Source organism: uncultured Tateyamaria sp., assembly GCF_947503415.1.
Classification (GTDB): Bacteria; Pseudomonadota; Alphaproteobacteria; order Rhodobacterales; family Rhodobacteraceae; genus Tateyamaria.
The window spans coordinates 212,198-224,386 of record NZ_CANNDS010000005.1; the positions used below are offsets into that span (position 1 = coordinate 212,198).

Annotated in this window: 13 protein-coding genes; all 13 read right to left on the reverse strand. The window is 54.6% G+C overall.

Annotation, left to right across the window (positions count from 1 at the left end; genetic code table 11):
- Positions 1-283: 283 nt before the first annotated feature.
- Complete coding sequence (locus Q1A32_RS21890; RefSeq protein WP_299657953.1) at positions 284-790, reverse strand: Rrf2 family transcriptional regulator; 507 nt, start codon at positions 788-790, stop codon at positions 284-286.
- 23 nt (positions 791-813) lie between these two features.
- Positions 814-1,776, reverse strand: a complete 963-nt coding sequence (locus Q1A32_RS21895; protein WP_299048814.1) for a branched-chain amino acid ABC transporter permease — start codon at positions 1,774-1,776, stop codon at positions 814-816.
- Positions 1,777-1,778: 2 nt separating this feature from the next.
- Complete coding sequence (locus tag Q1A32_RS21900; RefSeq protein ID WP_299048812.1) at positions 1,779-2,651, reverse strand: branched-chain amino acid ABC transporter permease; 873 nt, start codon at positions 2,649-2,651, stop codon at positions 1,779-1,781.
- Positions 2,652-2,653: 2 nt separating this feature from the next.
- Positions 2,654-3,394 carry an ABC transporter ATP-binding protein gene (locus Q1A32_RS21905; RefSeq protein ID WP_299048809.1) on the reverse strand — a complete coding sequence of 247 codons (741 nt, stop codon included), beginning with the start codon at positions 3,392-3,394 and terminating at the stop codon, positions 2,654-2,656.
- A complete protein-coding gene (locus Q1A32_RS21910; RefSeq protein ID WP_299048806.1) occupies positions 3,387-4,100 on the reverse strand; it encodes an ABC transporter ATP-binding protein in 714 nt (237 codons plus the stop codon). The genes Q1A32_RS21905 and Q1A32_RS21910 overlap by 8 nt, the downstream gene beginning before the upstream one ends.
- A gap of 8 nt (positions 4,101-4,108) precedes the next feature.
- Complete coding sequence (locus Q1A32_RS21915; protein WP_299048803.1) at positions 4,109-4,540, reverse strand: VOC family protein; 432 nt, start codon at positions 4,538-4,540, stop codon at positions 4,109-4,111.
- Positions 4,540-5,304, reverse strand: a complete 765-nt coding sequence (locus Q1A32_RS21920) for an SDR family NAD(P)-dependent oxidoreductase (RefSeq protein ID WP_299657954.1) — start codon at positions 5,302-5,304, stop codon at positions 4,540-4,542. Before Q1A32_RS21920 ends, Q1A32_RS21915 begins: the two co-directional genes overlap by 1 nt.
- Before the next feature lie 92 nt (positions 5,305-5,396).
- Positions 5,397-6,668, reverse strand: coding sequence for an ABC transporter substrate-binding protein (locus Q1A32_RS21925; protein ID WP_299048799.1), 1,272 nt, complete (start codon positions 6,666-6,668; stop codon positions 5,397-5,399).
- Positions 6,669-7,050: 382 nt separating this feature from the next.
- Positions 7,051-8,808, reverse strand: coding sequence for an FAD-dependent monooxygenase (locus tag Q1A32_RS21930; RefSeq protein ID WP_299048796.1), 1,758 nt, complete (start codon positions 8,806-8,808; stop codon positions 7,051-7,053).
- Between the two features lie 2 nt (positions 8,809-8,810).
- Positions 8,811-9,866 carry a branched-chain amino acid ABC transporter permease gene (locus Q1A32_RS21935; protein WP_299048793.1) on the reverse strand — a complete coding sequence of 352 codons (1,056 nt, stop codon included), beginning with the start codon at positions 9,864-9,866 and terminating at the stop codon, positions 8,811-8,813.
- Positions 9,866-10,729: a branched-chain amino acid ABC transporter permease gene (locus Q1A32_RS21940; RefSeq protein WP_299048790.1), complete on the reverse strand. Its 864-nt coding sequence runs from the start codon at positions 10,727-10,729 to the stop codon at positions 9,866-9,868. The genes Q1A32_RS21935 and Q1A32_RS21940 overlap by 1 nt, the downstream gene beginning before the upstream one ends.
- Positions 10,726-11,433 (reverse strand): ABC transporter ATP-binding protein, encoded by a 708-nt coding sequence (locus Q1A32_RS21945; protein ID WP_299048788.1) that lies wholly within the window; start codon positions 11,431-11,433, stop codon positions 10,726-10,728. Before Q1A32_RS21945 ends, Q1A32_RS21940 begins: the two co-directional genes overlap by 4 nt.
- Entirely contained in the window at positions 11,433-12,149 is a 717-nt protein-coding gene (locus tag Q1A32_RS21950; protein ID WP_299048786.1) for an ABC transporter ATP-binding protein, read from the reverse strand. Before Q1A32_RS21950 ends, Q1A32_RS21945 begins: the two co-directional genes overlap by 1 nt.
- Positions 12,150-12,189: the final 40 nt, after the last annotated feature.

Sequence of the window (12,189 nt, forward strand, 5' to 3'; positions counted from 1 at the left end):
CGCTAGCATGAATCCGGCCGCGACGGTGACAGCAATCGTTCGGCGACTATCTGTCTAGGAACGTACGGAACACAGGGCGTTTTTTCCTGGGCGCGATCATCATCAAAGACACTTCCAAAAGCCCATGTCGGCTTACATCATTTGGGATAAGACTGCCCAAGCATCAATCATCGTTCCGTCTTCGTCGAGTGGAGCGACCAAGGCGGACGCTACGGGTTCGAACAGGTAAACTACTGAAGACGTTGCAGATCTATTGGCAAATGTGATCGTTGCGATGCTTGGCTTAGGAAATGCGTTGCAGACCTGCAGGAAATGGCCGTTCCACCAGCTCTGCAATCTCGGTTTCGGTAGCGCCTTGTTCCAGCGCGTCTGCCAAATCTTTGATACTCACAGTTCGAAGTTCATTCTCAAGGGCGGCAACTGCTGAGTCGGTTGCGGCTTTGAGGTGCTTTTGAATATTACGGCCAACAAAACAGCTTTTGTCCGGAACAGACCTATGCATTGGGAAAAAGTCGCCACCGTCCACCGCTCGATAAACATCGTTGAGAGAGATCTCGGCGGCGTCCTTCTGTAAGAGCGCGCCACCTGCGGGCCCCTGAGTAGATCGGATGAACCCTGCTTCCGAAAGAGTTTGATACAATTTTCGGATGATTGCCGGGTTTGTTGCCGCACTTTTTGCGATACGTTCCGACGGCACCGCTCTGCCATGATGGACTGCTATCGAGCACAAGGTATGCACCGACAACGCAAATCGGGTATTTGACGCCATGTTTAGCTTCCCCTCTTTCATCAATGCCTGCGTTTTCACTCCCACTAAAGGGGACGCACTGCTCTGAGCCAACGGCGTGAGATCGCGGCTATGTTGCCGGAGAGACCGTCTGGAAACACTATTATGATTAAGATTGCAACAATGCCAGTTACAATAATGTATACCGAACCAAATGGGGCAAGTAACTCCCGCAAAGCGAAGTAGAACATCGCTCCCACCAGAGGCCCCTCAAAACGGCCAATTCCACCAATCACTACAATAAGGATGATCGTCGCGGTCCATTCCTGCATGCTAAACGCCGCAGACGGCGAAACTCGCAGATTTTGGACGAAAATGATTGAGCCGACGAGGCCAGTTAGCACTGCAACAGATGTGAATAAGATGAATTTGATGCGGTCGCTGTTGATGCCTACGCTGTGCGCAGCGGCGACATCGTCGCGGATGGCGGTCAAGGCTAGGCCAAAGCGGCTCCGAAGAAAAAGGAAATTGCCTGATAACACTCCAAAACACATGATCCCTGCCGTTGCGTAGATGACATATTCCCGCGTGGTCGCCGCAGCACCGAATTCACGAATGCTTGAGAGTGGCAGGCTGAAACCCGAGGCACCTCCGACGTAATTGGTCTGTAGAACGGCCAAGAACACTATTTCCGCTACAACCCAAGTGCCGATGGAAAAGTATGGTCCAACAAGGCGGGAGACCAAGGCATAGATCCCAATGGCAAGACACCCGGAGACGAAACCAGCAAACAGCAAGGCAGGAGCAACGTGCACGCCGAACTGGGCGCAAAGCACAAAGAAGGCATACGCGCCTGCGCCAACAAATGCGTGCTGCCCGACGGAAACCAATCCACCATAGCCAGCCAACAGGTTCCACAATTGAGCCAAGGTAAGTACCAAGAATATCTCTGTGAGCAGGCGTACATCACCTCTCCCCAGGAACATCGGGGCGAAAATCGCGATGGTGACTGAAACGATGATGATGGCGAAGAATGACTTGTGATGCATCGCTAGTTCCTTTTTGCGCCGAAGAAACCAGTGGGCCGGAATATCAATACTGCCACAAATACCATGTGCCCCATGACAATCTGAAGGGAAGGATGGAAATATGCACCAAGACCTTGGGCAACCCCAAGGATGAGGCCCCCCAGGAACACTCCACGCAGACTGCCGAGCCCTCCCAACACGACCACTTGAAACGCGTAAATCAGGCGATCGTTTCCTGAGAACGGATTGAATTGGGTTTTAACGGCCAGGAAAGCCCCGGCAATAGCGGTCAACACACCCACGACGGCAAAGGCTTTGGAAAAAACGTCACGTTCATTGATGCCAAATGCGCGTGCAATGTCTGGATCGTCCGATGCCGCGCGAAAAAAGATGCCAAGCTCCGTCCGATGAATGAGATGGGATGTGGCCCAAATAAGCAGGGATGCCGCAATGGCGGTTGCAAGCGGAAAGAGGCCGATCGTCAAGCCATTAACAATTTCGAGGCCCATGGTTTCGAAGCCACCGATGGACACCTTACGAGAATCGCCACTGGCGACAATCAAGAGGCTGTTTTGCAGAATTGATGACAGGGCCAAGGTTACTAGGAGCGGGCGCATCATGTCAGGATCAAGCGTATAGTTGAGTATACCCCGCTGAAGAAGGTAGCCAAGGGCGGCCATCAAAACCACAACGCCCACAAGGGCCAGTGTTGGATGGATATTCGCCGTGGACGACAGGAACAACACTGAAAAAGCGGCCAGAACCAGCATATCGCCAGTGGCGATGTTAACGATGCGCATAATCCCAAACGCGATTGCCAAAGGAGCCGCACATAAGGCGTAAAAACAGCCAAGCAGCGCGCCCTGAACGACTGCGTTTGTCAATGAAATGATCATGCTTATTCCACTGCTCCAAAGTAAATGCGCTGCACCTCAGGGTCGATCATCACCGCCTCCGGCGCACCGTCGGCAATCCAGGTTCCCCCATGCAAAACAAGCACCCGATCAGCCACCTTTGTTAGTGCACGCAGCACATGTTCGACCCAAAGTATAGTCACGCCCTGGCTGGCTATGGCGCGGATGATCGATACGAGATCATCGACTTCTGCGTCCGTGAGGCCACCGGCGATTTCATCCAGAAGCAAGATCGCCGGCTTGGTTGCGACCGCCCTTGCCAGTTCCAGTCGTTTCCGCACGAGCAAAGGAAGACTTCCAGCCAGCAAATCACGCTGCGCCTGCAAACCTGACAGAGACAAGACCTCATCGACCCAACTCCTGGCGTCTGAACGTCGCAATCCGGCACCAAAAATCGCGGATACTTCCAGGTTTTCAGCGACGCTCATGCGGCCAAAAGGTTTGGGCACCTGATAGGAACGTGCGACGCCCAACCGATTGCGTTCAAAAGGTTTGAGTGCCGTGACAATTTGGCCGTTGGCCTCAATTTCCCCCGAATCGACAGCGATATCTCCCGATATCAAATTGAATAGCGTGCTTTTCCCAGCACCATTGGGACCGATGACGCCCACAAGCTCGCCATGAGCGCAATCCATCGATAAATCGTTTGCGATGATGGTTTTTCCAAACCGTTTGCAAACATTCCTGAGAGACAATGCGGTACCAGCTACTTGAGTATCACGCATCGGTTGTGCTTCCGAAATAGGCCTGCTTAACTTGATCCAGTTGCGCTTCTGCTGAACGTCCGGTCAGTTTCACACGTCCCTCCATCAGGCAATAGAAGCGATCAGAGTGCGATAGCGCCATTTCGAGCGACTGTTCGACAACGATCATTGCCATCTTTCCCTTGAGCGTTTCGAGCGCCGCATAGATGTCCTTGATCACCGACGGGGCCAGGCCGAGCGAGATTTCGTCGCATATCAGCACTTCCGGATTGGACAAAAGCGCCCGGCCGATTGCGACCATCTGTTGCTGACCGCCCGATAAATCGGAGGGGTAGAGCGTGCGCCTTTCCCTCAGGGCGGGGAAAAGTGCGTAGACCCGTTCTAGATCCCAATTCCCAGTTCGGCCCGAACCGATCTGCCCAAGGCGCAGATTTTCCTCGATTGTCAGAGAGGAAAAAAGCCGGCGGCCTTCGGGGACCAGCGCGATACCCTTGCGAAAGATGCGCCGAGGATGCAATGCCTCTATTGGTGCGCCATCGTATAGTACAGTTCCGCTTCTTGATGATTGCAACCCTGTCACTGCCTTGAGAAAGGTGGACTTGCCGGCACCATTGGCACCGATAATCGCCAGCGCTTCGCCGTGGCGAAGCACCAGGTCAATACCGTGCACGGCAACCATATCACCATAGGCGACGTACAGCTTTTGAGATTCCAGCAGCGGCGTCATTGGGATGATCAGGTGCGGTTGAACACGTTAATCAGGTTACCATCAAAATCCCGGAACAGGGTCGACTTCAGGCCTTCGTCGTTCAAGGCCTGCTCGGCCCACAGGATGGTTACCTCGTGGCTACGCAGATGCTGTGTAAAGCCCGCGAGATCATCAACGTCAAATACGATGGCCTTGTAGCCCGCGAAACCGACATGCGCAGGTGGGTCGACCAACAACTCCGGCACTGTTTCCACAGATTTCGGGTTGACCAGTTCGAGCGACAGGCCGGGTCGACTGATAAAGGCTATGTTGGCTTCGATCGGTTCGAAATAGGTTTCCGAAACCAGCTCAAATCCCAGCACATCTCCATACCATTTTACGGCTGTCTTAATGTCTTTGACAGCAATGGCGATATTGTTGAAAGCGAGGTCGAAATCGGTAATTGAAGACTGTCCCATCACACAAACCACGCATTCGAGACGCCGCCATCCACAACAATGGACGCACCGTTAACCATTCTTGACGCATCGCTGCACAGCCAGAGACAAGCCTCGGCAATATCGACTGGATCGGCCAGTTGGCGCATGGGGTTTTGTTCGACCAACACAGCTTCAAAGTCGGTCGGAACGACTTGCCGCATCATATCGGTTTTGACGTTGCCCGGCAGAACGGAATTAACCCGCACACCCTGGGGCCCAAGTTCGAGTGCTGCATTATAGGACAGGCTGACCACGGATGCCTTGGACGTGCCATAGGCCGTCATGCCGGGTTGGCCAATGATGCCCATGATGCTGGCGATGTTGACGATACTGCCCGGGCGTTTCGCGTTTGTCAGGTGCCTTGCCTGAGCGCGCATGGCCAGCCACATGCCCTTGGCATTCACATTAGTGACTGTGTCGTATTCGGCTTCCTCCATGTCCAACATGGCCGGGACCGAGCCGATGATGCCAGCAGTGTTGACGAAAATACTGAGGTCACTCAGTATCTTGCCCGCTTCGGCAAGCGCATTGGTTACGCTTTCCGAATTGCTGACGTCGATCTGAACCGCATCGGACTTTCGCCCAAGCGCCTTGATTCTATCTGATACGGCTTGAGCGCCGTCCAATTTCAAATCGGCAACGACGACGTCTGCCCCTTCGGCTGCGAACAGTTCTGCTGTTGCAGCGCCAATGCCTTGTGCCCCACCGATGATCAGGGCCTGTTTTCCTTGCAAACGAGCCATTGCGCGTTCCTTTCCTGTGAACTTGCGGTCTGAAATGATTTCTGTTTGGGAACGTGCGGCGGACATTCGTTCGCGCCGCCGCATGACTGTGATTAGATCGGCAGAGCCTCTCCAGTCACCGGGATTTCCGGATTGACGATATTGCTGACAATTACCGGCTCATAGGGGTGTGGTCCGTCCACCTGGCGCCATTGCCCGCCCGTCAATGGTGTCAGAGCAACGTTCTTGACCGGGCCTGCTGGAGTATCGATGCGACCGGCGATGGTTTCCATTTGCAATGTGGCTAACACATCGCGTGTGCCACTGCGCGTTCCGTCGCTGTCCCGCAAGCACCGTACCGCCGCTTCGAGCACCGCATGTATGGAACCCATTGTCTGGATCCACTGACGTTCCGTCGACTGCATATAGTCATCGGCGAATTCTCGGGCAGTTTGGCCCGTGATTGTCGAAGTAAACGGGAAATCTGGATGCCAGAACAAGTCGAATGAGTGATTGTTGCCCAAATCACCAAGGGCTTCGACACTGGCAGGAAAGACCAAGGCTTGACCCGTCGAGGCGACTTTTGCTTCAAAGCCCTGCTGCGCGGCCTGTGTCCAGAACGTGGTCCAATCCGGCGGCAGCGCCACACCTGTTACGATCTCGACCTCATTGGCTTTGAAATCTGAAATAATCTGACTGAAATCATCGGTCAGCGGCCGATAACGCCCTGGATCCGTCAGATTGAAGTTGCGGGCGGCAAGCGCGGGTGGAAACCCTGTTTCCGAATTTGCCCAGGCCAGCCCGTCGCCAGTGCTGGGCCACAGCGCGCCGACGTTGCCATTGGTGTCCACCTGCGACCATAGATCAGTAAACACATCGATGACCTGATCGATGCCCCAGAAGTGGTGGTAGGTCCAGTCGAACCCTTTCTCATCCGTCGCACCGCGGTCGTAATAGAAAGTCTGCCATGGCATTAATGTCGAAATACAAGGCACCTCATTCAATTCGCACTGATCAGCTACGGGATTGACCGTGTCCGGCGCCATGAATGTGACGATGATATCCACTTCTTCGTTCAGAATCAGGTCGCTGGTGACTTCGGATGCCCGGTTCGGGCTCGACTGGCTGTCTTTCACGACCAGTGAAATGGTGCGGATGCCGGACGCCGTCTCGATACCGGCAGAAAGGGTTTCCTGTACCCGGCCAAAAACATGGTCAATGCCGGTAATTGTTGGCGATAGGACGCCGGTCAACGGGGCGACGACTCCTATTTTGAGATCAGCACTTTGCGCCCTCAAATAAGTCGGCAAAGCAAAAGTTAACGGCGTGGCACCTATGGCGGTGACAAAAGCTCTTCGGCTCGGCCGAAGCAGAGTTCTGGACATTTTTTTCTCCTCCCAATGCTCATTTTGTAGTGAGCGCAACACAACTCTGTTCGAACAGAGGGGCAGCTGTCAATGTAAAAAAGTAATTTACTTTATTACAATATTGATCTCATTAAAATATTGATATATAATAGAAAAATTCTCCCACTAGAAATGAGATCGACCTTCGCACAGCTATTACTTGTTCGCATTCCGAACAAATGTCAGCTTTGGTCTCACCCCTCGCATGCGTGCGCAACGGGTCCGCGTTGGCATTCTGGTACAGTTCTCAAGATGCCTGTGTGGTCTGTGATACAAATTTTGAGTCAGACGCGGCATTTGCTCCGCGCCTGAGATGTGAATAGAGATACTGATTTGGAAACGACCCGCCTGAAGCTGGCAGTCATACTTGGCAAAGCACCCGCATCATAACGTCCCGTAAGGTCATTTCTGAGTTCTGCACCATGGTTCTTGCGCGGAAACAAACATGATGATCCGGACGTACAATCAAACAGCCATCGTCCTCGATTTCACAAAGTCGCGCCCAATCGCCTGTATGATCCTGAAAGTTGCGTTTCGGACCAATCATGAAACTCCGCAAATCGACTTTGGACTGTTGCGAGAAATCTTCTGCCGCATCGATCCAGGCGCCTCCCCCATTGCCGGTCAATAGGGTGAACCCACCTTTTCCACAGAGATCGAGAATGGAAACTTTTTGACCGGAGGCATCGAAAACCCAAGCGTGAGGGACTCGTGCGCCGGGAAAGGTCGTTTGCTGGTGATGAAGTTCAGGATCGGAACCAAGGGCAGGGCCTGCAGAGCCATCATGCAATATTGCAGAGGACGAGTACCGCTGGTTCATCTCAACACCGTGGGCGTCATACTCGTATCGCTTGTTCGCGATAGCTATCCTGAGGTCTGACCGCTGTTTGGCAGCTTCAACAGTATCCGCCGCTCGCTTGTCCATGTTTGCCTGCATTTCTGCGGGATCATTTGTCTCGGTCAGGCCAAGTGCAGCAAAGATCGGCCCATAGTCGCCGATCGATTTATTGGCGCGTGCCACAATCTGTTTTGCGACAGGTGCGCGTTCGTCTGTGTAGGTGTCGAGCAACCCTGAGCCAGCCGCTCCCTTCAAGACGGCGGCCAGTTTCCACGCAAGATTAAAGGAATCCTGAATAGAGGTGTTTGATCCAAGACCGTTTGTCGGAGGATGACGGTGAATGGCATCACCGACGCAGAACACACGTCCTTCTTGAAGGCGTGTTGCATGGACATCGTTGACGGTCCAATAGCTGACCTCTCTCAAATCGACGTCGAGATCGGGATCGCCGACAAGATCCCGAATGATTTTCTTGGCCTGGTCATCGGACAGGTCTGGTGGACCTTCGGCGATATCATAACCCCAGATCGCCAGCCATTCATTCCAAGGGCGCACCATTCGCACCACGCCTGCCCCAATACCACCAACATCAGAACCAGGCTGAATGACCCAATAAAGGACGGAAGGCCTGTGCGCGACAAACCGGGTTAGATCGGCCTTGAACAAGAAATTGATCGATCCCGATACCCCCATTTTGCCTTCCAAAGGAAGGTTCAAGTCTTCTGCGACCTTACTATTCGCCCCGTCAGCACCGACAAGATACTTGGACCGGACAGTAAATGTTTTGCCTGAAAGGCGATCTTCGATTGTTGTTGTGACGCCGTCTTCATCCTGAACATGCGACAGGTAGTTGCAGGACATGCGCGCCTGCGCACCACGCGCGCACGCGGTCTTGAACAACAGCGGCTCCATCAGGGTTTGCGGTAGATCGTTCATGAGCGACGGGCTGGACAACTGGTGTTCTGCCTTCGAAAGAGGATGTGTCCCCCATGCGGGCAGACGTCCTAGTTCTTCTCCTGCAAGCGACGAGCAAAACACGTTTTGGCCCATTAACTCTTGCTCAGTTGCGTGAATGTAGGCCTCCTCCTCAACATCATGGCCAAGGTCGCGAAGAACCTCCATTGTCCGTTGATTGGTGATGTGGGCCCGCGGGGAATTCGCAAGCCAGCGGTAACGGTTGATGACAAGCGTTTCGACGCCTTGCGTGGCCAGCAGCGCAGCCAAGGAAGAACCCGCAGGTCCGGTCCCGATGATAAGAACTTCTGTTTGGATATCTGCCATGATTACTCCTCCGATGTCTCAAGGCCGAGCCCGTGCAAACGACGTTGAACGGGAAAGATGTGGAGTCCTGTACGCTCTGACAGCAGCCCCCAAAGGCCGCGCGGCGCAACGAGCATGATGACAATCGCAAGCAGCCCAAGGCTGAGGAGATACCAACTGCCGAAATCTGCCAAAAGCGATTGCAGGACAACGAAAATCAGGACGCCAAGGATTGGGCCTTCGATAGTACCAATGCCCCCGATGACCACGATAAAGATCACGTAGGCCGTCCAGTCGGTGACGCTGAAGGCTGCATCGGGGCTGATGCGGGCCTTTTGCATATAGATAAGCCCACCTGCGAGACCCGTGCCAAAAGCAGAGGTCAGGAACACGACCCATTTCATGCGCGCGGCATCCACACCCACCGATTTGGCGGCCTCGATGTTGTCGCGTACAGCGGCAAGTGCTAGGCCTCGGCGGGTCCGTAACAGCCAGTATATCCCCGCGATCGTAGCGACCGCGAGGGCAAGTGCCAGCCAATAGGCCAATACATCCCGCGCGGCCGAGGTTTTGATATTCAGCAGCGCCTTGATGCCGTCGACAAACCACATGTTACCGGTCGCATCGCGCGGCAATGACGTGCCTGTCCCGCCGCCAAGGACCTTCCATTGCGCCACCAGCAGACGAACAACCTCAGCGATGACCCAGGTGCCGATGGCGAAATATGCGCCGTTCAAACGGAAGGCGAAGAAGGCCGTGGGCACCGCAATGACAAGCGCTCCGAGACCGGAACAGAGGGTTGCCGCCACCGGATCCACACCTCCAAGGATCACCACACCAAACAGCGTATAGGCACCCATGCCAACAAAGGCTTGCTGGCCGATGCTGACTAGGCCGCCGTAGCCGGCCAACAGGTTCCACAACTGCGCCAGAACCAGCATCGTAAGGATCGTGAACATGTCCTGGATCAGACCGCGACCTGCAAAAAAGGGCAGCAAGATCAAGCAAAACAGGATGGCAGCCCCTAGCGCCGTCGAGACACCAGAGATAGTAGTGCGGGTTTGCACGAAATAGGTCATCAGTCATTTGCCCTTGGAAAGAGTCCACGCGGGCGGATCAAGAGAACCACGAGGAACGCGATATGCCCTGCCAGGATCTGCCATTCGGGGTTGATTGCGGCACCGACTGTTTGGGCGACACCAATGATGATCCCTCCGATCAGCGTCCCCCAAAGTGATCCAAGCCCGCCGATGATCACAGCCTCGAAGGCATAGATCAGGCGCGCGGGGCCGATGTTCGGATCAAAGTTGGACCGCAGGCCAAGATAGAGCGCCGCAATCGTGACGATGATCATCGCAATGCCGGTCGCAACGGCGAAAACCTGGTTTGGTTTGATGCCCATCAGGCTTGCCGTCACCGGATCATCGGAAGTGGCGCGGAAGGCGCGGCCGAGCGACGTACGGTAGAAGATCTGATTCAAACAGATAATCACCAATATCGCCGAGGCGAAGGTCAAGAGCGGCATAACACCAAGCGCGATTGACCCGATCTGAACGGATGCTGTGGTTAGCATATCGGTAGGAAGCCGCTGACTGTCGGCTGAGAAGCCCTCGAGCAGGGCGTTCTGCAAAACGACGGAAAGACCGAAGGTCACCAACAGAGGCGGTAGGATGTCATCGCCCAGCGTCCGGTTCAGCAGATGTTTTTGGAGCCCCCACCCAAGCGCAAACATCAAAGGCATTGCAACCAGCACAGCGATGAATGGGGAAAGGCCCAATAGCGTGACCAAGACAAGGATTAGATAGGCCCCCATCACGATCAGATCGCCATGCGCCAAGTTGACCAGCCGCATTATTCCAAAAACCAAGCTGAGCCCGGCCGCAAACAATGCATAGAGCCCGCCCAAAAGTATGCCTTGTGCGATTGTATCGACCCAAATCATGCTACTGCTCCAAAGTAGGCATCATGAATGGCGTCTCGGCTCAGACTGGCCGGCGTTCCCGACAGCGTGACCTGCCCTTCCATCATGCAATAGACCCGGTCAGCCACTGCCATGGCTTGCCCGATGTCCTGTTCAACTACGATCAGCGAGGCACCGGCAGCCTTGATCGCGGGCACTGCTTTGTAGATGTCCTTGATCACTACGGGGGCGAGGCCAAGACTGATTTCATCACACAAAAGAACACGAGGGTTGCTCATCAGCGCGCGTCCAATTGCCACCATTTGTTGCTGGCCGCCGGATAAGGCAGTGCCCGGATTTGTCCGCTTGGCGCGCAAGATTGGGAAAAGATTGTAAACCGTATCCAGGGTCCAATGCCCTTCGCCCTTGCGACCATAGGCACCGATCAGCAAGTTTTCTTCTACACTGAGTGAAGGGAATAGCCTGCGCCCTTCGGGCACCATGGCCAGGCCTTTAGCCATGATCTCATCGGCGGGTCGATCACCAATTGCCGCTCCGTCAAATTTTATGGCTTGCGCGGCATTCCTGAGCACACCGGAGATTGACCGCATAAGCGTCGTTTTACCCGCTCCGTTGGCACCGATGATCGCAACAACCTCGGCCTCGTTCAGCGTGATATCCACCCCGAAGAGCGCTTGAAAATCACCGTAGTGGGCAATCAGTTCATCCGTTTGCAACAGGGCCATCAGACTTCAATCCCCAGATAGATTTCCTGAACCTGCTTGCTGGCCATGATTTCGTCTGGATCGCCGATACCAATGACCCTGCCAAAGTCCAGAACCAGCAATCGTTCGACGACTGAAGTCAGTGCGTGCAGGACATGCTCTATCCAGATGATCGTCACGCCCTGGCCGTGGATGTCCTTGATGGTGGCAATCAGGGCCTGACATTCACCCTCGGTCAGGCCGCCTGCGATCTCGTCGAGCAACAACAACTTGGGTTGCGTGGCCATCGCGCGCGACAGCTCAAGGCGCTTGCGTTCCAACAGAGACAGGTGAGACGCGGGCGTATTGGCCCGTTCGATCAATTCGGTGCGTTTCAGAATGTCGACGCAGTCTTCAAGCACGGTGGTCTCAGAAAGGTTGCGGCCATGCGTGGCGGCGACGACAAGGTTTTCATAAACCGTGAGGGTCCCGAAAGGCTGTGGGATCTGGAAAGACCGGCCAATTCCCGTCAGACAACGTTCCATCGCGGAAACGTTTGTTACATCGCGGCCTTCGAAATGAACGCTGCCCGCGTTGGCGCGCAAATTGCCTGTGATCAAGTTAAACAACGTCGACTTGCCCGCGCCATTTGGCCCGATAATGCCCAAGGCCTGCCCGGCCGGCACATCAAAGCTGACATCATCCGAGACGGTCAGCGCACCAAAGGACTTGGACACGTTCTTAAGCGATAAAATCATGGCTGTTTCCCTCGAGGGGCGGGCCGAAACCCGCCCTGAC